Here is a 25098-nt window from a genome sequence, read left to right as displayed (position 1 = left end):
TTGCGCTAACTTAGAATGAGCAACATCATCTCAAAAATCATTAAGCCGGCACAGGCCGGATCAGAAGCCTGCACCAGCTCAATGAGAGCGCTCACCGCGCGGCCGCCAGGCTCAGGGAACCCATCGTGGTACCGGTTTCTTTTACTTTATCCTCAAAGAACCCGACCTTCCGCATCCGGAATACGTCCAGGGTATACACCCCGAACTCTTCGGTCACCTTGCCTTCCAGGATGTAAAAACCACTTTTCATAAAAGGGTATTGACGAAGGCTGTCCGGGAAGTGAACGGTATCCATCCAGTTGCCGTCCCTGTCCAGGAAAGTGCCGAAGCACATCGGTTCTCTTTTGGCCGTGTACACATGTTTGAGGGTTACAAGATAACCCAGCGCTGTCACCGTTTTCCCAAGGTGCTTTTCGAAATCAGCGCCCATGATATAATGCTGCTGGTCGTGTTGCAGCACTTCAAAAGGCGAGCACAGCGGGAAACCGAGCAGTTCGATCTCGTCGAACGCGTCTTCGTGCCGGTGATAGGCGAGGTGAGGCAATTCCCAGTCCTTTGAAGGCTCGCGGAAGAGGCGCGGCTTCAATTCTTCCGGGGGATCATTTTTCAGCAGCGCAGAGCTTTTCCAGAGCAATTCTTTTTTCGTATAGCCGGTAAAGTTGAACGCCCCGATACGGATCAGTGTCTCCAGCTGCTCCGGTTTCGGATCGGTCCGCTCTGTAAAATTTTCCAGGCTGGTATAAGGGCCGCCGGCCGCTCTTTCGGCCAACACCCTTTCTATCCAGGCCTGTTCCAGCTTTTCGACATGAATAAAACCCACGAACACATCATTGCCGCTGATGGTCGTATAATACTGGCTGTTATTCATGCATGGCGGGAATATCTGCGCGCCGGTTTTCGCCAGCTCGCGGAAATACAGTTCACGGTTATAAAATCCGCCGAAATTATTGATCACCGCTACCATGAATTCCCGCGGGAAATATGTTTTAAGGTAAAGGCTCTGGTAACTCTCCACGGCAAAACTGGCGGAATGCGCTTTGGAAAACGAGAAGTTCGCGAAGCTGGCGATCTGCCGCCATACTTCCTCGCTCACCGCAATCGGCCTTCCCAGTTTAGCACAGTTGTCGAAGAACAGGTTCTGTATTTTTTCAAAATGGTTCTGCCCCCGGTATTTCCCTGCCATAGCCCTTCTCAGCGTATCGGCGTCCGCCAGGTCGAGGTTGGCGTAATGATGCGCCACTTTGATCACGTCTTCCTGGTACACCATCACCCCGTAAGTTTCTCCCAGCAGTTCTTTCATAACAGGATGCAGGTATTCTACCTTGTCAGGCGCATGGAAATTGAGCACATACTGCCGCATCATACCCGCCTGCGCCACGCCCGGCCTGATGATGGAACTGGCTGCTACCAGCGTGATGTAATCGTCGCAGCGCAGTTTTTTAAGCAGCTGCCGCATGGCGGGCGACTCGATATAAAAACAACCGATAGTGTCTACCGTGCGGAGCGCGTTGCGCACATTCTCATCTTCCATGAAAGCCTTTGCATTGTGAATATCAATATCCACACCCTGGTTGGCTTTGATCAGGTCGATAGAATCGCGGATGTGCCCAAGCCCGCGCTGGCTGAGTATGTCAAACTTATGCAGGCCGATGGCTTCGGCCAGGTGCATGTCCAGCTGCGCCGTGCAGAAGCCCTTTGGCGGCAGATGCGTGGCGCAGTATTGATGAATAGGCGCTTCGCTGATCAGGATGCCGCCGGCATGAATACTGAGGTGATTCGGGAAGCGGTCCAGCATTCTCCCGTAACGGATGATACGCTGGTGTACACCGTCTTCGCCGAGCTTCACCTGGTAGGGGTTTTCTAATATCTTATCCAGCTCCTGTTTAGGCAGGCCATATACTTTCCCCAGTTCGCGCACAATGGCATTGGTCTGGAAAGTGGCCACCGTACCCAGCAGGGCCGTATGTTCGGAACTATACTGCCCGAAAATGTATTTCGTGATCTCATCCCTGTCCCGCCATGAAAAATCAATATCAAAATCAGGCGGGGAGGAGCGGTGAGGATTCAGGAAACGTTCGAAATAAAGATCAAGCGCGATCGGGTCCACATTCGTGATCTGCAAACAATACGCAACGATGGAATTGGCGCCGCTTCCCCGGCCTACATGGAAAAACCCCCGGTGCTGCGCATACCGGATAATATCCCAGGTGATCAGGAAATAAGCATTAAAATCGTGAAGGTCGATGATCGCCAGTTCCTTTTCTATCCTTGCTTTCGCTTCTTCGTTGTGCAGCCCGTAACGGTATGCCATGCCCTCAAACGCTTTCCCGCGCAGCAACTGCCGGTCTCCATCCCGGCTATCGGTAAAACGTTTTTTATTCAGATGCTGCCCGAACCTGAAATCAATATGACATTGCTCCATCACATGCAACGTGTTGCGCACGATATGCGGGAGCTCTTTGAATGTTTCCAGCAGCTGGTATGGACTCATAAAACACTCGTCCGCACCGGCCACTTCCTCAGCCGGCAGCTGGCTGATCAGCAGGTTATTGTCCACCGCGCGCAGTACCCGGTGAAGGCGCTGCGATTCTTCGTTCTGGAAAGTGAGCGGCTGCAGGATCACCAGTTTATCAGCATATTTCTTCGTTTCTACCCTGAATAATTTGTTCATCTCCCGCGGCCTGATGCCTATCAGCTCATGTGGTTCCAGCGATGGGAGTGGACGGGCGCCCCAGGCATAGATGGCGAAAGTGTGGGGAAGCAGGGGCGCCACGTCCGGGAAGGGGGTTTCTGTCTGTAAATGTTGTGAAAGGAACCGGTTGATGGACAACCAGCCTTCCATGTTCCTTGCCAGCAAAACATATTTAAATGCCGCCCCGTTGCGGCATTCAAGCCCCAGGATAGGCTTGATGCCCTGCTGCTGGCATTCCTGCACGAACATCCACGCATCTGTAGTCGCATTGATGTTCGTGAGCGCCAGCGAAGTGATGCCGAAATCCTTCGCCAGCGTGACCAGCTCGTCTGTACGGATGGTGCCGTAACGCAGGCTGAACCATGTTTTGCAGTTCAGGTACATGGCTTCAGTATTTTGGATAACGTTTATGCATGATCATTGTTTCTTTCCGGTAAGGCTGTATCTGCTCTTCAAATTTTCCCGCGCTGCTGCTGCCGCGCATCAGGTATTGCCAGCCAAATTGACTTTTAATACTGTCGATAGCCTGGTACAGCGAGATCATATCTTCCGTATCGTCGAACAGGCTGATCTGGTAATTGCCGGATACCAGGTTGCTGAAACGCACGCCGATCAGGCGTATCAGCAACCGCCGGTCGTACAGCCGGTGAAACAGCTCTTTTACTTTTTCCAGCAGGATGTGATCGCTGGAGGTATAAGGAATGCTCAGCTGTTTGGTCACCGTCTCGAAATCGGAGTAACGGATCTTCACCGTCACGCAGCCCGTCAGCCGGTTCTGCGAGCGCAGTTCAAAACCGATCTTTTCCGTCATCCGCACCAGCTCGCTGTGAATAAAACCAAGATCGATCGTATCGGAAGGAAAAGTATTTTCCGTGGAAATGGACTTCTGCTCATGATATGGCACCACCGGCGATTCGTCGATACCGTTGGCCTTGTTCCACAAAGCAATGCCGTTTTTCCCCAGCCAGGCTTCCAGCAATCCCACCGGTATCTCGCTCAGCGTGCGCACCGTTTCCACCCCGCGGCGGCGCAGCTGTGCGGCCGTTTCTTTTCCTACCATGGGAATTTTTTCCACGGGCATCGGGGCGAGAAAACCTTTTTCATGCCCGAAAGGAATAGACAGCTGGCCATTCGGTTTGGCCTCGTTCGTAGCCACTTTGGACACCATTTTGTTGGAAGCCAGCCCCAGCGAAATAGGCAGCTGCGTCTTTTTCATGATCTGCTGCCGCAGCTCGCTCGTCCACTTAAGAGAACCGAAATATTTGTCCATCCCCGTCAGGTCCAGGTAAAATTCGTCGATAGACGATTTTTCATACAACGGCGCCGAACCGGCGATAATCTCCGTCACTTCCCGGGAAAAATGACTGTACTCCTCGAAATCCCCGCCGCGCACAATAGCATGCGGGCAAAGGCGCAGCGCCATTTTCATGGGCATGGCCGAATGAATGCCGAAAGTACGGGCTTCGTAACTGCAGGCGGCCACCACGGCACGGTCGCTTTTCCCGCCCACCAGCAGGGGCTTGCCTTTCAGGCTCCTGTCCTTCAGGCATTCCACGGAAACAAAAAAGCAATCCAGGTCAAAATGCGCGATGCTGCGCTGGCCGTCTAACAGCATGATCGGTCTCTTTAACTCAAAAATACTAAAAATATTAGCAAAACTAACGCAGTTAGTAAAAAGATTTTAAACTTATTTGGCACGATGGCTGTAGTTATATATAGAACTAATCACCCAAACTGCCATGAAACATCCGGATTATCTTAAAGAGGTGCTGTTGCTGGCATTGCTGTTCGGGCCGATGATCTACCTGGGCATTATCTGGCCCAGCCTGCCTGCAACCATCCCGACCAATTTCAATCTCAACGGTACGCCCGACGGGGTTGTGGAAAAGCGGGAATTTCTCCTGCTCATGATCTTCCTTTTCTTTACCAACGGCCTGCTCTACGCCCTTTTCAGGTATATTCCCAAGCCGTTCAGCGAACTGGGCACCATGGAAGGCGCGGAAGACCACCTGCCGCAGTATTATAACATCCGTTTCAGGATCCATATTTACCTGGCCGTGTTCACCGCCATCGTGATCTACCTGGTAAGCGCCGGGCGGGAAATTTTCCTGGAGAAATGGGTATTTGCCGGGGTAGGACTGCTCGTTGCTTCCATCGGCCTGTACCTGCGGAACCTGAAGCCGAATAATTTCGTGGGTGTGCGTACGCCGTGGACGCTCCAGAGCGATGATATCTGGGTGGAAGTGCACCATATGGCCAGCCGCTTATGGTTATTCGGCGGTTTAGGCATCATTGTGGCCGGTATTTTCCTGCCGATCATCAGCGGGGTGTTCCTGTTCATTTTCGCGGCGATGGCGCTGGCTGCGCTGCCTTACATTTATTCTTACCGGTTATTCTATAAAACGCACGGTTAAAAGACCGGGACATACAGCAGGAAAGTGGCAAGCGTTCCTGCAAAATAAAAAGTAAGAACGGGATGGGCCTGCTCTTACTTTTTTTATGTCAAAGGCTGCCGTAGCCGGACAATTCGATCAATTTGCCGACGTCCCGGATGATGATCTTCCTGCCCTTCGTATCCAGCATGCCGGCGGTCTTGAATTCTTTCAGGAACCGCACCACGTTCTCGATGCCGCTACCTACCATGTTGGCCAGGTCGTTGCGGGAAACGTCGATCACGACGGGTTCCTGCGAAGCAGGGTCTTTGAACTTCTCGCGCAAAACGATCAGCGCAATGGCCAGCCGCTCTTTCACAGACCGTTGTGCAAATACTGAAATACTATTTACCAGCACGGTAAATTCGTGGCTGAGCGATTTCAGGAGCATCCGCGAAAGACTGCCTGAATTTTCCAGCGTTTGCAGGAAATCTTCCTTCGGGATCAGTCCTATGGTGCTTTCTTCCAGCGCCGCGGCGGAATCAGGGTACCGTTCATTCGACAGGATCGCGTGGTAGCCAAGCAACTCGCCGGTGTTGGCCACATAGATGATCTGTTCCTTCCCGTTCCGGTTCACCTGGTACTTTTTTACTTTTCCCCTGATGATGAAGAACAATCCCTGCGGAACCGTGCCCTGCCTGAACAGCACTTCTCCTTTTTTGAGCTGCAGCTCGGTCATGTTTGCGGACAGCGCGGCATACTCTTCCGGAGGAAGATTGTTTAAGATGAATTGTGTGGAAAAATTCCATTTATCGATAGGAAACAAGCCTGCCAAGCTCATAGCAAAAACGGTATTTCGTTCAGGGAATTGATATTTATCAATTTTGCAATTGATATAATGCTGCGTCAGCGGCCGGTATGTAAAGGTAACTTTGCAAAATGAAAATATCAACTGTTTCGCGTCCGCGAATACATTTCACAAAAAATCATGAATGGATCGATTTTAACGGAACGGTGGGCTTTGTAGGCGTTTCCGCTTTCAGGCTCAGCGGCGTGGGCCGTATAGACGGCATCCGGTGGTGCAAGCCTGCCGGCGTGATCGAAAAGGGGACGCTGGTGGCGGAGATCTTCGCAGATGATATGATCCTGCCCGTCTGCGCGCCTGTAAAATGCCGGTTCCTGGGCAGGAACCAGCACCTGGGAAACGGTTTGAACCTCATCCTGGAAAGCCCGCAAGACAAGGGCTGGCTGTTTTTTATCGCTCCTTCCGTTTTTGGAAAACAAAACGACATGCTGCTTACGCCGGAAGATTACCAGAAACTCATCCGCGCAAAAACCTTTTAAACCGATCAATTGTACCACCCGGCGATGCATACAGCCTGTTTTAGAAACGACGCCAGCTTCGACTGGTTATACCCGGAAAACATACAGAAACTCTCCCGCCGTCACTGGACGCCGCTGAGCATTGCAAAAAAATCCGCCCGCTTCCTGGCAGACGAGCCGGGGAAAAAGATACTGGATATCGGCAGCGGCGTGGGGAAATTCTGTATCGTGGGCGCCAACTTTTTCCCGGACAATTTATTTTATGGCATTGAGCAGCGGCGGGAGCTGTATGACCACGCCCTTGCCGCGAAAGCCCTGGCAGGCGTGCAGAACGCCGACTTCATCCATGGCAATTTCACGCAGATCGAATTAGGAGAATATGATAATTTTTATTTCTACAATTCTTTCTTCGAAAACCTCGATGAGCAGGGCCGGATAGACAACCTGCTCGAGTACTCCGTCAGCCTTTACATTTATTATTCCCGTTACCTGTTCAGGGCCCTGGATGCTAGGCCTTCGGGCACCCGGCTCGTCACTTTCCACAGCCTGGAAGAAGAAGTGCCGCCGGATTACCAGGTAGTAGAGGCTTCGCCGGACCTGTTGCTGAAAATGTGGATCAAGCGGTAGTGAAAAAACACTGCCGTCCAACAATATGTTCATTCCTGCATTTTTTAGGGCATTAAAAGATTACAGCTGGGCGCAGTTTGGAAAAGACGCGCTTGCCGGCGTGATCGTCGGCATCGTGGCGTTGCCGCTGGCGATCGCTTTTGCCATTGCTTCCGGCGTTTCGCCGGAGAAAGGCTTGTATACTGCTATTGTGGCTGGTTTCATTATTTCGGCTTTTGGCGGCAGCAATGTGCAGATCGGCGGGCCCACAGGCGCTTTTATCATCGTGGTGTATGGCATTGTGCAGGCGCAGGGCGTCAATGGCCTGGTGATCGCTACGTTTATCGCCGGCATATTCCTTGTGCTGCTGGGCGTGGCGCGGTTGGGGAACGTTATCAAATTTATCCCGTACCCGCTTGTTGTAGGCTTCACGACAGGCATTGCCGTGATCATCTTTTCTTCACAGGTAAAGGATTTCCTGGGTTTGCAAATGGGGCAGGTGCCGGTGGATTTTGTCGAGAAATGGATCGTATATATCACGCATATACGAAGTGTGAATGGGTATGCGCTGGCTGTTTCTGTCTTTACCGTGCTGGTGGTCATCTTCTTTCCGCGTCTGACACGGCGTATTCCGGGGCCACTGGTGGCGATATTGCTCAGCACCCTGGCTGTGCAATATTTTCATTTGCCCGTGGAGACCATCGGCAGCAGGTATGGGAGCATTCCTTCTTCGCTGCCTGCGCCTTCCTGGCCTGCGCTGGATTGGAGTACTATAAAAAATGCGATCCAGCCTGCCATTGCCATTGCTTTGCTGGGAGGTATTGAATCTTTGCTTTCCGCGGTAGTGGCGGATGGGATGACGGGCGGGAAACATAACAGTAATATGGAGCTGGTTGCGCAGGGCGGGGCTAATATTGCCTCGGCTTTTATGGGCGGCATTCCCGCCACGGGAGCCATTGCCCGCACCGCGGTGAATGTGAAGAGCGGCGGCCGCACGCCGGTTGCGGGAATGATACATGCGTTGACGTTATTGGCCGTGCTGCTGGCGATAGGCAAATGGGCCACGTTGATCCCGATGAGTTGCCTGGCCGGCATTTTGGTGGTAGTGGCCTACAATATGGCGGAAACAGAAACTTTCCGGGATATTGCGCGGGGTGCGGGCAGCGATGCGGCTGTGCTGCTGGTTACATTTTTCCTTACCGTAATTTTCGATATCACCGTGGCGATAGAAGCGGGGATGGTGCTGGCCGCCTTTCTTTTCGTGCGCCGCATGGCAAAGGCCAGCAATGTGAATGCGCTGGGGAATGAGAATGGGAACGCGCCGGGGCTGCCTTTGGCGGGAGAACTGCCGTTGCCTGCAAGTGTTGAAGTATTTGAGCTCAACGGGCCATTGTTTTTCGGGGCCGCTTATAAATTCCGGGATGCCATCAAATGGACGGGACGAAAGCCTTCCGTGCTGATCGTCAAGATGGGGAATGTGCCTGTGATAGATGCAACGGGCGTGCAGGTGATCGGCGACCTGCTGCGCGACTGCAGCCGCCATCATGTAAGGCTGATCGTTTGCGGGCTGCAACCCGGCGTGTATGAGGTGCTTCGCGCCAAGCGGCTGTTGTTCCGCATCGGGAAGCGGTATGTAGTGCCGGCATTCGGGCCTGCCGTTGAATTGGCCGGGCGGATAATAAAAGAGGATAACAGCAGGTGATGCCGTTATCCTCTGATTGTTTATCGGGATGAGACCAGGTCAGAAAGAAGGGAAATAAGCCCTGCCGATGGCTTCGCGGCCCGGCCAGGGAATCGCTGCGAGAAGGAGCACGAGGGCCAGCAGGAAAAAGATCAGCGCGGTCCTGTGTTTTTTGCCGTCGTCAGTCAGCTTTTTGATCTTAGAGCGGCCGATATGCACGAGCGCGATGGCTACGAGGGCCATGAGCGTGTGTTCTACCGTAAAGAAGCGGAGGCCTGCGTTTTTCATGGCGGCTCCCATGTCTGAGGTGGCAGCTTTGATCAGCGGGCTGACGAAGAAGAGGATAAGTCCCAGCAGGAACTGGATATCCAGGAAGATCATAAAGAACAGGCCGGCTTTGGTATCGGCGGAAGTATAAGGTTTTTTGCCGCTAACGCCCATGAGGGCACGAATAACAGCCCATATCCCGAACAGGAGTATCAGCCACCTTACGATGGAATGGATACCTAACAAAGTTTCATGCATAGTTAATTGAGTTTGTCCGCACAAAAATAAGCGGATAAGCGAAGAATAATTTGGTAAATACAAAAAATAATTGCTAATTTTGTTAGCATTGTTGTACTAAATAATTTAGGGATGTCTACTGTTTGCCGTAACCTGAAATATCTGCGCAAGCAAAAGGGCTGGACGCAGCAGGAATTTGCCGACCGTCTTAACATTAAGCGGTCCTTGCTGGGCGCATATGAAGAAGAGCGCGCGGAGCCGCGCACAGAAGTACTGGAGCAGGTCAGCGACATGTTCCGGGTTTCTATAGATGATCTTCTCCGCCGTGATCTCAGCTCACAGAAAGAAAGTTTCCTGGAGCGCCGCCGCCAGCAGAAACTGGGCAGCAATGCCCGCCAGAACGTGGTCTTTGTTCCGGTGAAAGCCGCCGCAGGTTATCTTGCCGGTTTTAATGACGATGAATTCATCGAGGAGCTGAACACCTTTACCCTTCCCATGCTGGGCGCCGGCAGCTACCGCGCTTTTGAAATAGCGGGGGATTCCATGTTGCCCACTCCTTCGGGTTCCGTAGTGGTTTGCCATAAGGTGGACGGCTGGGAGGACATCCGTAACAACGAGGCCTATATTGTGGTGACCAACCGCGAAGGCATCGTATACAAGCGTGTGGTGAAAAGCAACCGGGCCAAGAACAAGGTAACGCTGGTGTCCGACAACCCGCAGTACGACCCGTACGCCGTGAATATGGACGAAGTGCTGGAGATCTGGCAGGCTGATGCCGTGATCCAGAAAATGGGCCAGCAGCACCGCATGAGTGTAAATCACCTTGCCGGCATGGTAAACCAGCTGCAGGAACAGGTGAGCATGCTGAAAAAGCAGATGAAGAACTGATGTGCCCGGCCTGCATGCCATTGAGGAATTGATCTTTCGTCAATGGATCAATTGAAAGGCACGAAGTTTTAAAATAGCACAGGCTGGCCACAAGGCGGCCTGGTAATTCATAAAGATTTTGACATGGAAGAATGCATCTCATGTCATATGCAAGGGAACTTCATCCTTGTTAGTGCCCCATGTTGACCATTAGAAGCCGTCTCAATTCAGTGTTGAGGCGGTTTCTTTTTTAAACCCTGAATATCTTCTTCTCGGCGATCACAAACACCGCGGAAGATTCCTCCGGCTCTACGGAATACATGCCCGTGAATGCACTGAATGCCGGCAAAACCGCTCCCTGGCCGCCAAAATAAAAACAAGGCAGGCGCAGTTTCTGGCGGCCGTATCCCACCATCCACACTCCCGGGTGAATATGCCCGGAAAGCACGTAGCGTCCGTTTAAAGGTGCAGGCTGGTCTTTCAGATCGTGAACGAAGTAAATGTCGCCAAGTTGCAGGAAAGGTTGTACAATGATCTCCAGTTGCTCGTAAACAGCCGCCGGCATGATGTCGTGGTTGCCAGTGATGAGCTCAAAGCGGATATGCGGGAACTGGTTCCGCCAGATCCGGAAATATTGTACTTCGTTGTTGGCCTCGCTGTGAAACATATCGCCCACCACGATCACCCGCACAGGGTCGTATTTCGTGATCAGTTGCTGCAAACGGTACAGGTCGTCCTGCACAATATTCGCCGGCACGGCAATGCCCGCTTTGCGGAAATGCGCGCTCTTGCCCACATGCAGGTCTGCTATCACCAGCGCCCGCTGCTCTTCCCAATATGCCGCCCTGCCGGCAGATAACCGCCAGTGCTGGCCCCTCAACGGATGTAAAACGTCTTCCAAGTATGTTATGCCATTAAAAATTAAAAGTTACTGCCAGAGGATCATCTTCTTGATCCTGTCCTCCAGCTTTTCGCTGGTGAGCTCCTCCCGCAAACTGTCTACCTTGATGGGGAAACAGAACGGCGTAAGCCGCTGCGGGAAAGTGATCACGATCCTGTCGTTACTGATGCGCGCCAGTGTTTCGCGCAGGCGGGCTTCTTCCATCTGGTAAAAGAATGCTTCATTAAACGACTGCCGCACCAATATATTTTGCGCATCGTAATCTTCAAACACTTTGAACAGCAGGCTGGCGGAAGATTGCAGGTGGCGGTTGGCCTTGTGCTGCCCGGGGAAGCCCTGGAACACGAGCCCTGCAATCACGGCAATGTCCCTGAATTTGCGGCGGGCCATTTCAGTGGCGTTCACGCTGCTTTGCAAGTCGATGTTGAGGTTGTCCAGCGAAAATAATTCTTGTGCATTGGTATCGTCTACCGGTATCGGCTGGTCTGATAGGAGCTCGAAACCATAATCGTTCATCGCGATGGAAAATGTGATCGGGTGCTGCTGGCTGATGCGCCAGGCAAGCAGCATGGCCATTACTTCGTGCACAAGCCGGCCTTCGAACGGGTATACAAAAAGATGGTAGCCGTCTTTCGTTTCGATCTGCTCCATCAGCAATTCGTTTTCCCGCGGGATGTGCGACAACATCTGCTGCAGGTCGAACAGTGGCTGGAGGATGGTGATCTCTTCTTCCCGCGCCGTGCCGGCCATGGCTTCATGGAACTTGCGCCGGAGCATCATGCCGAGGTTCGCAGAAAGCGGCATCCTGCCCCCGTTCCAGCTGGGTACGATACTTTTTTTGGATTTGCTTTTCCGCACCAGCACCGTCATGTCTTTGATCATTACGTATTCCAGGTTCTGGCCGCTGAGGCGGAAGCTGTCTCCCGGCGAAAGGCGTGAAATGAAATATTCTTCTATCAGCCCGATAAACCCGCCGGTCATGAACCGCACTTTCAGCATGGCGTCGCTTACAATGGTGCCGATGTGCAGCCGGTGGCGCATGGCCTGCTGGCGGCTTACGCAGTGATACATGTCGCCCACGCGGTGAAGCTTGTGGAATTCGTCGTAGCTCTGGAGGGCGTCGCCGCCGGTGGTAAGAAAGGCCAGCACCCATTGCCATTCTTCGGTGGTCATGTCTTTGTAGCAGAAAGTACCGGATACCTCAGCCCATATTTCATCGGCGTTGAACCCGTCAGACACGCCGAGCGTCATCAGGTATTGCAGCAGCACATCGTACGCGAGCACTACGGGCATGCGGCTTTCGATGAGGTTTTCTTTCATCGCGTCTTTCAGCGCGGCTGCTTCCACCAGTTCCAGCGAATGTGTAGGCAGGAACCAGATATTGCTCACGGCATCCGGCCGGTGGCCGCTGCGGCCCGCGCGTTGCAGGAAGCGCGCCACGCCTTTGGGGCTGCCCACCTGTATCACCGTGTCTACCGGCCTGAAATCCACGCCCAGGTCCAGGCTGGACGTGCAGACCACCAGCTTTAATGTGCCGGTATGCAATGCTTCTTCCACCCAGATGCGCAGCTCCGCATCGATGGAGCCGTGATGGAGGGCCATGGCGCCGGCCAGCTCGGGGCATTCCTTCAGTATCTGGTGGTACCAGATCTCGGATTGCCCGCGGGTGTTGGTGAACAGTAGCGTGGTATTGCTTTCCATGATCACGGGCAACACTTTGTGCAGGAGCTTCAGCCCCATATGCCCGGCCCATGGATATTTTTCGATCTCGTCGGGCAAAATGCAATGCACCTCGATCTGTTTCCTGACTTCCGCTTTTACGATCACATGCCCCGGGGAAGGCTTGCCCATGAGCACTTCCAGGGCTTCGTCCAGGTTGCCGATGGTGGCGGAAATGCCCCATACCTGCAGGCCCGGCCTGAGCCCGCGCAGGCGGCTGAGCGCCAGCTCTACCATCACGCCGCGTTTGCTGCCCAGCAGTTCGTGCCACTCGTCTACCACCACGGTGTGCAGCGTGGCAAAACGTTTGGGATATTCTTTCTGGGCCATCAGGATGTGGATGGATTCGGGGGTGATGATGAGTACTTCGGGCATTTGTTTTTTCTGCTGCTCGCGTACGCTGGTGGCAGTGTCGCCGCTGCGGATGCCCACTTTCCACGGCACTTTTAATTCGTGCAGGGCCTCTTCCATGGCGCGGCCGATGTCTTTGGCGAGTGCGCGCAGCGGGGTGACCCACAACAGCTGTAAGCCGTTGGTTGTTTTGGTGCGGTAACCAGGATTTTCGTTGATCCAGCGGATGACCGTGCCGAGGAATAAGGAAAATGTTTTGCCGAAGCCCGTAGGGGCATTCACAAGGCCTGAGCGGCCATGGAGGTAGTGTTCCCATGCTTCTTCCTGGAATGCAAACGGCTTGAGTTCTTTCGCCGCCAGCCACTGTTCTATCGCTTGCCAGCCGGGTGTCTGTTTCATTTTGCATGAAATTAGGAAAAATTCGGGCAAGGACTACCTATGCCGCATGCGCGATATTTTTCATTGCATTGGCATGGTGCGGCCGCCGGGAAGGAACTGCCGGCGGGCTTATCGTCGTTAGCTGTATTGCTGAATGTGTTCACCGGGTGCTGCAAAGAGATTAACCCGGGAATGTAGATGATGGCAGTATTATTAGGTAAACAGCAGCCTGACGCCCACCAGCAGCAGTGCTCCTGCCAACGCGAGGATGATCCCTTTCGGTTTCACCCTGCTGGAAAGCCCTGCGCCGAGCTGTGCGCCCAGTATCACGCCGGTACCGATGGCCAGCGCTGTTTGCCAGCCTTCCCAGAAGCTGCCTTGTATCATATGCACGATGGTGCCGGCGAGCGACATGATGGCGAGTATGAAATGCGAAGTGGCTGTTGCGATGTGGATCGGGAAATTGAGGAGGCTGATCAGCGCGGGCACGTGAATGATGCCGCCGCCAATGCCCAGCAGGCTGCTGATGAAGCCCACGAGGAAACTGATGCCAATGCCGTACCAGATATTGAATTTATAATGGTGCTCTTCCCCGCTTCTCTCCGTGAGGTCGCGCTCTACACATTTGCCCTTGTTGTTCCGGCCGGCATAACCGCCCTGCTGGGGTTTCAGGATCAGGAATATGGCGATCACGATCAGCAGCACGCCTAAAATGATATTGAAGGTATGGCGGGAGATCCAGGAAGTGGCCAATGCGCCGAAAACCGCCCCGGGCAAAGTGGCAAGGGCAAATACCCAGGCTGATTTATAATCGATGCGTTTCTTGCGGGCATAGGCGATGGAACCGGAAGTGGCGTTCAGGCACACCACGGCCAGCGATATGCTGGTGAGCACATCCGGCGGCATATCCGGGTAGATCAGCAGCAGCAGCGGCATAAGGATAAATCCCCCGCCCGCGCCGATCAGCGTACCGAAGGTACCAATCAAAAATCCCAGTCCGACTAGCAACAATAAGGCGTGTAGTTCCATTTTTCCTTGCAACAATTTTCACGTGTAATAGGATGCATCCGGTATGCGGCACATCGGAAAGCCCGATCATAGCAATGGCTGGTACAATTGCGTTTTTTTAATGTTGGTTTGCGTATGATTGGTTCCTTCCTCTTGTGTTTTTCTTTTGCACAAAGGATGTTTTGGTGGCCGGTTGCGTATCCGGCGTAAGTAAAGGTAGGGGAGTTTCCCGACACTAATTCTGTAGACTAAAGGGGTAATAGGTGATGTGGTTCTTCCCTGCTGTGGGAGCAGTCTTGGCTGGTTTTTGAAAGGGCGGATGAAATAGGAGAATATCAGGCGCCACCCTGCGACCGCAGCAGCTCTTTCAGGTCGTCGAGCGTATTGATCTCGGACACGGGTTTATCCTGCCGCCAGCGGTGAATACGCGGAAAACGCAATGCAATGCCTGATTTGTGACGGTTGGAAGCGGCGATGCCTTCGAACGCGATCTCGAAAACGAGCTCGGGCCTGACGGTCCGCACCGGCCCGAATTTCTCCACGGCATTGCGTTTCACCCAATTGTCCACTTCCGCGATCTCCTTGTCTGTAAGCCCAGAATAGGCTTTGGCAAAAGGCACCAGCTGGTCGCCGTTGCGCACGGCGAAGGTGTAATCGGTATACAGGTTGGAGCGGCGGCCATGGCCTTTTTGCGCGTATACCATCACAGCGTCTACCGTGAAAGGATCTATTTTCCATTTCCACCAATCGCCGCGGCGGCGGCCTACCTGGTAGGTGGATGTTGTTTTTTTCAGCATGATGCCCTCGCTGCCATTGTCGCGGGAACGCTCGCGGATGGCGGCCAGCTCGCTCCAGGTACTGTACGCGACAGGCGGTGAAATGCGAAGGGAAGGCTGGTTTACTTTTGCAACCAGCTCTTCCAACTGCCGGCGCCGGTCCTGCAGGGGTAGCAGGCGGATGTCTTCCCCGTTCCACTCCAGCAGGTCGTAGCTGAGAAAAGCCACCGGCGCTTCCTGCAATTGTTTTTTAGTAAGGTTCTTCCTCCCGATGCGTGTTTGCAGGGATTGGAACGGCAAAGGCCGCTGCTGTTGCTGGTCATAGGCAAGTATTTCCCCGTCCAGCGCGACACCGTCAGGCAAAAAAGGCAGCAGGGCCGTGAGCTCCGGGAACTTCTCCGTGATCAGTTCTTCGCCCCGCGACCAGATAAACAATTGCCCGTTGCGGCGGATCACCTGCCCGCGGATGCCGTCCCACTTCCATTCCGCCTGCCAGTCCTGCGGTTCGCCCAGTTCTTCGGGTTTATTTTCGAGTGCATAAGCGAGGAAAAATGGGTAAGGTTTGGAATCGTCAGGGTTATTGGCCGCATCGCTGAGCAGCTGTGGCAGGGTGATCTGCTGCGGGTCCCAGTTGCCGCTGATCATATGCGATACCACGGCTGCTTCCAGCTTATAGGTGCGCGAGAGCGCGTTCACGATCATGCTTTGCGATACGCCGATGCGGAAGCCGCCGGTAATGAGTTTGTTGAATACGAAACGTTCATTGGGCTGCATCTGGTTCCATGCGTTGCGGATGAATGCGGCCTTTTCTGTTTCGGGCGCTTTTTCGAGCTGGAGCAGCGCATCCAGCCAATAATGCAATGGTTGCGGGGCGGCTTTTATTTCCGGCGGCGGCAGCAGCAGCGCGATGGTTTCCGCGAGGTCGCCCACGGTATGATAACATTCTGAAAAGAGCCATTCGGGCAATGCGGCGGCTTCCATGCACCATTGGCGCAGCTGCGTGGAATTCACGACCCGCTTGGGCCTGCGGCCGGAAAAGAGGGCCAGCACCCAGGGCTTATCCCGCTCGTCTGCCGTGGCGAAATAACTGCTCAGCGCTTCCAGCTTTTCGTTGGTTTTGGTGCTGCCGGCCAATGTGGATATGAGTTGCGAGAAGTGGTGCATGCTGTTCTTTTTATACGGCCGTTTCTTCTTCCGTGCCGAAAGCGGTTTTCACTTCCTCGGCCTGTATGCCGTTTTCCTGCAGGTAACGTGCCAGCACGCTGCTGAACCCATGCGTCACGAATACTTTTTCGGCGCCCGTTTGCCGGATGCTGCCCAGCAGGCCCTGCCAGTCCGCGTGGTCTGATATCGCGAACCCCGCATCGGCATTCATTCTCCGGGCATTGCCGCGCACCTGCATCCAGCCGCTGCATACGCCAAGGGAATACGGCGCGAAACGCCGCATCCAGGTACTGTCTGCGGTGGAGGGCGGCGCTATGATGATGCTGTTCTTAAAACGTTCTTTGGGCGTTTCCTGCGTGATCAGCTCCACCGGCGCCAGGTTCCAGCCCGCATTCCGCAATACTTCATGCGCGTTGTATATGGCGCCGTGCACCAGGAAGTGCCTGCCGGTATGCTGCAGGTTATACAGCAGCCGCTGCGCCTTGCCCAGGCTGTATCCCAGCAGGATGCTGTTCTTTCCCGCCTGCTCATTTTCTTTCACCCAGTTTTCCATCTCGCTAAACAGGGCCTGCTGTGGCCGCCAGTGATAGATGGGTAAACCGAAAGTGCTTTCGGTGATAAAAACATGGCAGCGCAGGGGCTCAAACTGGCCGGAGATACCATCGTTCTCGGTCTTGTAATCGCCGCTGGCCACCCAGGTTTGCCCGCCCACGGTCACTTTCACCTGCGCGGAGCCGATCATGTGCCCCGCCGGATGGAAGGATACGGTTGCCCCGTTCATCTGCAGGGTCTCGTTCCAGCCCAGCCCCTGCACGGCTATATCCTGCCCCAAACGCAATTGCAGCAGGGAGACGGAATCTTTCGCGCAGAGATATTTCTGGTTGCCCGGCCTCGCATGGTCCGCGTGCGCATGGGTGATCACCGCACGGGGCACGGGCTTCCAGGGATCTATGTAAAAATCCCCGGAAGGGCAATAAATGCCGCTGTCTGTAAAAGTGAGTACGGGTTGCATGTGTCACCGAATTTAAGACAAAAAGGGGATGACCGTTGCCGGCAATCCCCTTTCGTTTCAACTGCATGTGCAGCCTATAATGCTGTATTCATCCTGAAGTCGGCGCTGTCGCCCTTCTGGATGATGTAAATGTTTTTGTTCTCGAAATAATCGGGCACCGCTTCGCCATCTTTGAGGTACACCGGCTGGAAATTGAAAGTAGTGAACGCGCGGTTAGCGGGCTTGTTCACGTCTTTATTGAAATATATGCCATCCTGGTGGAGCAGGTTCACGAAGTACCAGGTAAGCTCAAATCCTTTGAACGCCATATCGGACGGGCGGGCTTTGTAAATTTTCCTGAACTGGTCGTTCACATATTTGCTGTAAATGTCCGTTTTGTCGTTGTAGTAAGGCGAAGAATAATACATGGTAATACCGCTGAACTCCGGCTCTTTGAACTTCATCCCGTCCCAGGTGGGCATGCCGAATACCTGCATGGGGTAAGTGCCTTTTTGCGGGGCCAGCTTCCGGAGAATGCTTTTGGCGCCCACTTCATCCAGCGCGGTGATGATGATGAGGTTGGGCCGGTCTGTAAGCAGCACCTGGCTCAGCTCACCTTCGGTTGTAGCATCACTCCACACCAGCTCGCGCACGCGGGCTTTTTTATCGTAGGTCATTTTCTCGTACGCCGCTTTGATGTTGCCGGCCATGCCTGCTTCAAAACTGGTGTTCCTGCGGAGAATGATGATATTCTTGTTGGCGAAGCCTCTCTGCGCATAGTCGTGCATGGCTTCCAGGTGGGCGCGGAGGGTGCTGTTGGCAATGAGCAGGAAAGGATTTTCGGTAACGCCGCCATCGCTGGGATAGGTGGCGGATACGAAGTTGATCTCTTTTTGTTTGGCGAAATCGCTGAGGAGCCTGAATTCAGGAGCGCCCACGGCGCCGATGATCAGGTCTGTATTATCGAGCTGGCGGGTGCGCAGCACGGTGGCTACATCGTTTGTACGGCCTTTGTTGTCGAACACCTGCACGGTGAGCTGCATGCCGCGGCTCTGGAGTGAATCCAGCGCCAGCTGTACGCCTTCGTAAAACTCAAGACCGGCCATTACGTAGCGGGGCATGGTTCTCCCGGGAATTTCGAGCGAGGTGGCAAAAACAGAATCCAGGTACAGCGGGGCGAAAACGGCTATGCGGTAATTGTCGCGCTTCACTTCCTTCGCGAAGGCCGGCACGTTGAAGGGGGCGGCCTTTGTTTCCGGTTGCTTTGTTTCCGGTTGTTTTTCAACTGGTTTTGGCTTGCTCAGCTCAGGGGGTGGACCGTCCGTTTTCGTGGCTGCGGGCCGGAAAATGCTACAGGCTTGCATCATCAGCATAACGGATATGATCAGCGCAAGACTGCTAAATGTTCTCGATGGGTTCATATGGTGCCAAAATTGCAAAAATCATTCCACAGGAAAAAGAAATTACGAACTACGAATGAAAAATATAACTCATCCATAGTTCGTAATCACTGTTTTATGCGGGTGTTAAATTATTCCCATTCAATGGTAGCCGGCGGTTTGGAGCTGATGTCGTACACCACGCGGTTGATACCCTTTACTTTATTGATGATGTCGTTCGAAACTTTAGCAAGGAACTCATAGGGGAGGTGGGCCCAGTCTGCCGTCATCCCGTCTGTGGAAGTTACCGCGCGGAGGGCAACGGTGAACTCGTAGGTCCGTTCATCGCCCATTACGCCTACGCTCTGCACGGGCAGCAGGATGGTGCCGGCCTGCCAAACCTGGTTGTAGAGGCCTGATTCTTTCAGGTTATCTATATAAATGGCGTCTGCTTCCTGGAGCATGGCCACTTTTTCAGGGGTGATCTCGCCAAGCACGCGGATGGCCAGGCCCGGGCCGGGGAAGGGGTGGCGGGCCAGGAAAATGTCGCTGATGCCGATCTCTTTGCCCACGCGGCGCACTTCGTCCTTGAACAGGAAGCGGAGCGGCTCCACCAGCCCCATCTTCATCTTTTCAGGCAGGCCGCCCACGTTGTGGTGGCTTTTGATGGTGGCGGAGGGGCCGTTTACGGACACGGACTCGATCACGTCGGGGTAAATGGTGCCCTGGCCGAGGAAGGCGATATCTTTCAGTTCGGCTGATTCCTGCTGGAACACCTCGATAAAGAGGCGGCCGATGATCTTGCGTTTTTCTTCGGGGTCCTTCACGCCATTGAGCTGGCCGTAGAAGAGGTCTTTGGCATTTACGCCTTTTACGTTGAGACCCATATGTTTGTAGGAATCGAGCACGGTTTCGAACTCGTCTTTGCGTAACAGGCCATTATCCACGAACACGCAATAAAGATTGCTGCCGATGGCTTTGTGGATCAGTTCTGCCGCCACGGTGGAATCCACGCCGCCGCTGAGGGCCATTACGACCTTTTTGCCGCCCACCTGCTCTTTGATACGGGCTACGGTTTCCTGTACGAATGCCGCGGGGGTCCATTCCTGGTGGATGCCGCAGATATGAACAAGGAAGTTGCGGAGGATCTGCTTGCCTTCCAGGGAATGCGTTACTTCCGCGTGGAACTGGATGGCAAGGAGCGGGTTTTTAGCGAGGGTATGGCTTTTGAAGGCCGCTACCGGGATGTTTTCCGTATGCGCGATGGGTATGAAAGACTCGGGGAGGCGGGTGATGGTGTCCGCATGGCTCATCCACACCTGGCTCTTGAGGGAAATGTCGTAGAAGAGGGGTTCTTCCTTATCGCTGTGCTCCATAAAAGCACGGCCATATTCGCGGTGGGCGCTTTTGGCCACTTCGCCGCCGAACACTTTGGCCATCAGCTGCGCGCCGTAGCATACGCCAAGAACGGGCACCCTGTCTGCCATGGCCTTGATGTCTACCACGGGAGCCTGGGGATCGTTCACGGAAAAAGGAGAACCGGAGAGGATGATACCTTTAATACTGTCTTCCCACTGGATGGGTTTGGTACATGGCTGTATTTCACAATAAACGTTCAGTTCCCTTATGCAGCGTGCGATCAGCTGGGTGTACTGGGACCCGAAATCGAGGATCAATATCTTTTCTGTCATGGTGGTGCAAAGATAAAGGAATTTCGGACTTTGGTTTTTGCTTTCGGCAGATATCGCGCAAATTAGCGGCGGCGGGAGGTTTGCAGAATTCTTTGTATTTTCCGCCCCGAATCGTACCCAAATTGACCTAATTATGAAAACGCAATTGAAATACCTCTTACCCCTGTTACTGTTTATTCCATTCCTGTCTGCCTGCGAAGGTGTGAGCGGAAGCGGCAACGTTATCAAAGAAACCCGCGAAGTAGGCCCTTTCCGGGCGCTGGAAGTGTCCGGCTCCATGGATGTATACGTTTCACAGGGCAACAGCACCACCGTTACCCTTGAGGGGGAAGACAACATATTGCCGGAAATCGAGCTGGTTACCGAAGGCGACAAGCTGGAGATCCGTTTCAAAAGAAATATGAACATCCGCACGCACCGCGATGTAAAGGTGTTCCTGTCTGCCAAAACCCTGGAGGGCGTGGAGCTTTCCGGCTCCGGCGACGTCGAGCTGAGCGGTATATTCAATTCTCCCGCCCCCGTGCACATCAGCCTTGCAGGCAGCGGCGACATCAAAGGCGTATTCAACGCGCCTGAAATTTCCATGGACCTGGCCGGTTCCGGCGATATTGAGCTGAAAGGCGAAACCCGGGACGTGCGCATCAGCCTGGCAGGCAGCGGCAATTGCGACGCGGGATCCCTGCTGGCCGAAACAGCGGACGTGAACATCGCCGGCAGCGGCAACGTTGACCTGCACGCCAGCCGCGAACTGAAAACCAATATCCTCGGCAGCGGCAATGTATATTATAAAGGAGAGCCTTCCGTCTCCAGCAGCAAGATAGGCTCCGGTACGGTCAAGAAGAAGGACTAACAAATTCCAAATCTTTTGTATGTTTACAGTTTTTATTGGAGTATCCGATACCTGTTTATGAGTCAACTACCGAAGATATTAGTAGTGTATTACACGCAGACGGGCCAGCTGAGGAGGATTATCGATCATGTGACGGCGCCGTGGAAAGGCAAGGCAGAGATTACGTTCGAGGAGCTGGTACCGGTTCAGCCGTTTCCATTCCCCTGGTCCAAACAGGAATTTTTTGACGCCATGCCTGAAACCGTGCTGGCACGGCCTCGTCACATCATGCCGCTGAAGGTGGACCCTTCCGCGGAGTTCGACCTGGTGCTGCTGGCTTATCAGCCCTGGTTCCTGAGCCCTTCACAGCCAATTGCGGCCTTCCTGCAAAGCGAAGAAGGCAAGCGCCTGCTGAAAGGCAAGCCGGTGGTGACCCTGCTGGGCTGCCGCAACATGTGGATCAATGCCCAGGAAAAAGTAAAACGTTATCTTAAACAGGCGGAAGCCAGGCTGGTAGGGCATATTGCGTTGGCAGACAAACACCCCAACCTCGTGTCGCTCATCACTATCCTGCGCTGGGCCACCAAAGGAAAAAAAGACGCATTTTTCATCTTCCCGCCGGCAGGTGTGCAGGAAAAAGAGATCACGGAGTCTGTGAGGTTCGGGGAGCCGATACTGCAGGCCGCGGAGAAGAAGGAATATGACAGCCTCCATACACAATTACTCGGGCTGAGCAGCGTTGAAATAAACCCGGGGCTGATCGTACTGGAAATGCGCGGCGTAAAGCCGTTCCGCTTCTGGGCCAACTATATCAGCGAAAAGGGCGGCCCCGGTGAAAGCGTCCGCCAGGGCCGTGTGAGCATGTACCGTATGATCCTTTTGCTGGCCATACCGGTGCTCTCGCCTTTCACCCTCGTGGCCTCATGGCTGAAGCTGCTGCTGGGCCGGAAAAAGCTGAACAGGGACGTTGCCTATTATAAAGGAATACAACTCCGTGAAGGATGAGCCTGATTCTGCGTAGATTTGTTACGGGAATGAATGTTGACAGCACGTTATTTTACTGCTACCAGCAAGCCTGTCTTATTTGATTATCCATGCAAAATTCTATATTTACGGCCATTTTGAAATTTTTGACAAACGACTAACAGTATTGCTTCAAACCCAATAAAGGATAAACTATAACTGACTAATGAAAGAAGTATATATTACGAGGCTCTCCAAGTTTTTGCCGAATGAGCCGGTGGGGAATGATGAAATGGAAAGCATCCTCGGAATGGTGGACGGTAAGCCATCCAGGGCCAGAACGATGATCCTGGGTAACAATAAGATCAAGACCCGTTACTACGCACTGGATAAAGAAGGAAAATCCACCCATACCAATGCTGAAATGACGGCCGTAGCCGTTGAGAGCCTGTTCGACGACCAATTCCCCATCAGCCGCATGGAGCTGCTCGCCTGCGGCACTACTTCCCCTGACCAGTTATTGCCCAACCATGCCGCCATGGTGCACGGCATCCTGAAGTGCCAGCCCGTGGAGCTGATCGCTGCCACAGGAGCCTGCGCGGCAGGTATGCAGGCATTCAAATATGCTTATATGTCCGTGAAATGCGGCAATACCCGCAACGCGGTAAGCACCGGTTCGGAAAAGTTCTCCGCGTGGATGCTCTCCCGCAAGTTCGAGCCCGAAACCGAAAACCTGAAATCACTCGCGGAAAATCCCATCATCGCATTCGAAAAGGATTTCCTCCGCTGGATGCTGTCTGACGGCGCCAGCGCCGCTTTGTTCGAAGACAAACCGAACGAGACCGGCCTCAGCCTGCGTGTGGATTGGGTAGAGATCGCTTCCTACGCCAATAACCTGGAAACCTGCATGTACGCAGGCGCCGTAAAAAATGCAGACGGCACCACCAAAGGCTGGACAGACATGACGCCCGACGAATGGGGCGCCAACAGCGTGTTCTCCTTCAAGCAGGATACCCGCCTGCTGGGCAAGAACATCGTGCCTTCCGGTGCGCAGATGTGGAAAGACATGGTGGATAAATACAATATCGACATCGATAAGATCACCTACTTCCTGCCGCACCTTTCTTCCGAGTATTTCCGTTTCAGGATAGACGAGGAGATCGCAAGGCTGGGCGTGCACATACCCCAGGAGAAATGGTTCACCAACCTCACCCGCGTGGGCAACGTTGGCACCGCTTCCCCTTACTTTATGCTGGAAGAGCTGCTGAACCAGGGCCTCCTGAAGAAAGGGGACACGATCGTGATGATGGTGCCCGAAAGCGCAAGGTTTACCTACGCTTACGCGCATATCACGGTGGTGTAAACACCTGCCACATACACATTATTTCCATGCAGCAGAGGCCGTTAAATGCCGGTTCCTGCTGCATTTCAATAATAGGGAACCCGTTCCCTTCCAAAACTGCAAAACATGAAAAAAGATGAAGTTCCGCAGGATGGAGACAACCTGCACCACGGTACATTCAAACAGTTGTTCTATGCAGTGGATAACGCCGGCGACTATACGACCGCTTCCAGCGTAGGCTGGGAACCGGAGAACGTGGCGCTGGACCAGGCCTGGGAAGAAGTGGAAAAAAGAGTGGCTGAAACCCGCGCCAGGGTTGAATCAGGCGAAGCCAGCCCCATTGCATACTATATGGAAAGGACCCTGCTGGACCTTCCGCTGCTGGCCAGCAAGGCCGGCAAATTCGGCTGGCAGGTAAAAAGACATATGAAGCCCGGCGTGTTCAAAAAACTCAGCGCCGGTATGATAGCGCGTTACGCGGGCATCTTCGGGATACCGGCTGAAACGCTGCGGAAGGGAGAATTGCTGCCATTTCAGCGGCCCCAATAAATAATAACAATGACACAATTCAGTCACACACAAACCGCCCACTGCGAAAGCGGCGTTATTTCCAACATGTTCCGCCACTACGGTTTGCAGATCAGCGAGCCGATGGCTTTCGGTATAGGCGCGGGCATATTTTTCGGCCACCTGCCTTTCGTGAAAGTGAACGGCGTACCCGGAACCACTTACCGCATATGGCCCGGCGCCATCTTCTCCCGCGTGTGCAAGCGCCTGGGCGTGAAGATGGAATCACATAAGTTCGGCAGTCCTGACAAAGCCATGCAGGCGCTGGATGAAGTGATCGCCAAAGGTATTCCCGTGGGCATGCAGAGCAGTGTGTACTACCTGCCATATTTTCCCGCGTCGTACCGTTTTCACTTCAATGCGCACAACCTCGTGGTGTACGGCAAAGAGAACGGTGATTACCTCGTGAGCGATCCTATCATGGACACCGTGACCACCATCGACCACGAAAACCTTGTGCAGGCGCGCTTCGCCAAAGGTTTCCCCGAACCCAAAGGGAAAATGTATTACCCCGTGAGCGTGCCTCAGCAGGTAGATTTCCGTGAACCGATCAAAGCAGGCATCAAACAGGCCTGTTATTATATGTTGAAAATTCCCCTGCCCATGTTCGGCGTGAAAGGCATCCGCTTCCTCGCCAAAAGAGTGAAAGATTACCCGGCCAAAGTGGGCGACCGCAGGGCGGGGCTTTACCTGGGCAATATCATCCGCATGCAGGAAGAGATCGGCACAGGCGGGGCGGGCTTCCGCTTTATGTACGCCGCTTTTTTACAGGAAGCAGGCGCGTTGTTGAAAAATGAAGAGCTGAAAGCCATCGGCAAAGAGCTTACCGCCGTGGGCGACCTCTGGCGCAACTTCGCGTTTTCCGCCGGCAGGGTATGCAAGGCAAGGGCCGCAGACAATACCTCTTACGCGGACCTCGGCAACATGTTGCTGCACATTGCCGATGCAGAAGAAAAAGTGTTCCGCCGTTTATCCAACGTAAAAATCTAGCGCA

21 protein-coding genes are annotated in these 25098 nt (G+C 53.7%); 10 read left to right on the top strand and 11 right to left on the bottom strand.

What is annotated here, in order from left to right; genetic code table 11:
• Window positions 1-91 precede the first annotated feature (91 nt).
• Together dnaE and dinB are read right to left on the bottom strand one after the other, a co-directional pair.
• Complete coding sequence (dnaE, locus tag R3I13_RS00785; protein ID WP_346315998.1) at window positions 92-3076, bottom strand: DNA polymerase III subunit alpha; 2985 nt, start codon at window positions 3074-3076, stop codon at window positions 92-94.
• A gap of 4 nt (window positions 3077-3080) precedes the next feature.
• Window positions 3081-4307, bottom strand: coding sequence for a DNA polymerase IV (gene dinB / locus R3I13_RS00780; protein WP_346315997.1), 1227 nt, complete (start codon window positions 4305-4307; stop codon window positions 3081-3083).
• Between the two features lie 124 nt (window positions 4308-4431).
• Here dinB and R3I13_RS00775 point away from each other — a divergent pair, with 124 nt between their 5' ends.
• The gene (locus R3I13_RS00775; protein ID WP_346315996.1) at window positions 4432-5106 is read left to right on the top strand and encodes an SdpI family protein; all 675 of its coding nucleotides are present in this window, start codon (window positions 4432-4434) and stop codon (window positions 5104-5106) included.
• An 88-nt stretch (window positions 5107-5194) separates the two neighbouring features.
• On the opposite strand, the gene R3I13_RS00770 is transcribed toward R3I13_RS00775, so the two are convergent.
• Window positions 5195-5905, bottom strand: a complete 711-nt coding sequence (locus R3I13_RS00770; RefSeq protein WP_346315995.1) for a Crp/Fnr family transcriptional regulator — start codon at window positions 5903-5905, stop codon at window positions 5195-5197.
• Between the two features lie 98 nt (window positions 5906-6003).
• Between R3I13_RS00770 and R3I13_RS00765 the strand changes: the two genes are divergently transcribed.
• From R3I13_RS00765 to sulP, 3 genes are read left to right on the top strand one after another with little or no spacing between them, the layout of a single operon-like run.
• Window positions 6004-6408 carry a hypothetical protein gene (locus tag R3I13_RS00765; protein ID WP_346315994.1) on the top strand — a complete coding sequence of 135 codons (405 nt, stop codon included), beginning with the start codon at window positions 6004-6006 and terminating at the stop codon, window positions 6406-6408.
• Between the two features lie 24 nt (window positions 6409-6432).
• Window positions 6433-7014: a class I SAM-dependent methyltransferase gene (locus R3I13_RS00760; protein WP_346315993.1), complete on the top strand. Its 582-nt coding sequence runs from the start codon at window positions 6433-6435 to the stop codon at window positions 7012-7014.
• A 25-nt stretch (window positions 7015-7039) separates the two neighbouring features.
• Complete coding sequence (sulP, locus tag R3I13_RS00755; RefSeq protein ID WP_346315992.1) at window positions 7040-8695, top strand: sulfate permease; 1656 nt, start codon at window positions 7040-7042, stop codon at window positions 8693-8695.
• Window positions 8696-8734: 39 nt separating this feature from the next.
• Here the strand turns inward: sulP and R3I13_RS00750 are convergent, their stop codons facing one another.
• A complete protein-coding gene (locus R3I13_RS00750) occupies window positions 8735-9199 on the bottom strand; it encodes a hypothetical protein (protein ID WP_346315991.1) in 465 nt (154 codons plus the stop codon).
• Between the two features lie 111 nt (window positions 9200-9310).
• On the opposite strand from R3I13_RS00750, the gene R3I13_RS00745 reads away from it, so the two are divergent.
• Complete coding sequence (locus R3I13_RS00745; protein WP_346315990.1) at window positions 9311-10066, top strand: LexA family transcriptional regulator; 756 nt, start codon at window positions 9311-9313, stop codon at window positions 10064-10066.
• 229 nt (window positions 10067-10295) lie between these two features.
• On the opposite strand, the gene pdeM is transcribed toward R3I13_RS00745, so the two are convergent.
• The 7 genes from pdeM to guaA all read right to left on the bottom strand — a co-directional run bounded on the left by pdeM (window position 10296) and on the right by guaA (window position 20403).
• Window positions 10296-10946 carry a ligase-associated DNA damage response endonuclease PdeM gene (pdeM, locus tag R3I13_RS00740; RefSeq protein WP_346315989.1) on the bottom strand — a complete coding sequence of 217 codons (651 nt, stop codon included), beginning with the start codon at window positions 10944-10946 and terminating at the stop codon, window positions 10296-10298.
• 27 nt (window positions 10947-10973) lie between these two features.
• A complete protein-coding gene (locus R3I13_RS00735) occupies window positions 10974-13415 on the bottom strand; it encodes a ligase-associated DNA damage response DEXH box helicase (protein WP_346315988.1) in 2442 nt (813 codons plus the stop codon).
• A 192-nt stretch (window positions 13416-13607) separates the two neighbouring features.
• Entirely contained in the window at window positions 13608-14423 is an 816-nt protein-coding gene (locus tag R3I13_RS00730) for a sulfite exporter TauE/SafE family protein (protein ID WP_346315987.1), read from the bottom strand.
• 314 nt (window positions 14424-14737) lie between these two features.
• Window positions 14738-16342 (bottom strand): ATP-dependent DNA ligase, encoded by a 1605-nt coding sequence (locus tag R3I13_RS00725; RefSeq protein WP_346315986.1) that lies wholly within the window; start codon window positions 16340-16342, stop codon window positions 14738-14740.
• A gap of 10 nt (window positions 16343-16352) precedes the next feature.
• The gene (locus R3I13_RS00720) at window positions 16353-17354 is read right to left on the bottom strand and encodes a ligase-associated DNA damage response exonuclease (protein WP_346315985.1); all 1002 of its coding nucleotides are present in this window, start codon (window positions 17352-17354) and stop codon (window positions 16353-16355) included.
• A gap of 74 nt (window positions 17355-17428) precedes the next feature.
• Window positions 17429-18754: an ABC transporter substrate-binding protein gene (locus R3I13_RS00715; RefSeq protein ID WP_346315984.1), complete on the bottom strand. Its 1326-nt coding sequence runs from the start codon at window positions 18752-18754 to the stop codon at window positions 17429-17431.
• A gap of 110 nt (window positions 18755-18864) precedes the next feature.
• Entirely contained in the window at window positions 18865-20403 is a 1539-nt protein-coding gene (guaA, locus tag R3I13_RS00710) for a glutamine-hydrolyzing GMP synthase (RefSeq protein WP_346315983.1), read from the bottom strand.
• A 133-nt stretch (window positions 20404-20536) separates the two neighbouring features.
• On the opposite strand from guaA, the gene R3I13_RS00705 reads away from it, so the two are divergent.
• The 5 genes from R3I13_RS00705 (at window position 20537) to R3I13_RS00685 (ending at window position 25094) form a co-directional block, all read left to right on the top strand.
• Window positions 20537-21253, top strand: a complete 717-nt coding sequence (locus R3I13_RS00705) for a head GIN domain-containing protein (protein ID WP_346315982.1) — start codon at window positions 20537-20539, stop codon at window positions 21251-21253.
• Window positions 21254-21310: 57 nt separating this feature from the next.
• On the top strand, window positions 21311-22237 hold the full coding sequence (locus R3I13_RS00700; RefSeq protein WP_346315981.1) for a hypothetical protein: 927 nt from the start codon (window positions 21311-21313) through the stop codon (window positions 22235-22237).
• A 184-nt stretch (window positions 22238-22421) separates the two neighbouring features.
• Window positions 22422-23558 carry a beta-ketoacyl-ACP synthase III gene (locus R3I13_RS00695; RefSeq protein ID WP_346315980.1) on the top strand — a complete coding sequence of 379 codons (1137 nt, stop codon included), beginning with the start codon at window positions 22422-22424 and terminating at the stop codon, window positions 23556-23558.
• 105 nt (window positions 23559-23663) lie between these two features.
• Window positions 23664-24086, top strand: coding sequence for a hypothetical protein (locus tag R3I13_RS00690; RefSeq protein ID WP_346315979.1), 423 nt, complete (start codon window positions 23664-23666; stop codon window positions 24084-24086).
• A 9-nt stretch (window positions 24087-24095) separates the two neighbouring features.
• Complete coding sequence (locus R3I13_RS00685) at window positions 24096-25094, top strand: BtrH N-terminal domain-containing protein (RefSeq protein ID WP_346315978.1); 999 nt, start codon at window positions 24096-24098, stop codon at window positions 25092-25094.
• The last annotated feature ends 4 nt before the right edge of the window (window positions 25095-25098 follow it).

This window comes from Chitinophaga sp. YIM B06452 (assembly GCF_039655965.1).
Taxonomy (GTDB): domain Bacteria; phylum Bacteroidota; class Bacteroidia; order Chitinophagales; family Chitinophagaceae; genus Chitinophaga.
Note: the sequence above shows the minus strand (reverse complement) of the source record. Positions and strands in the feature narration are given on the sequence as shown.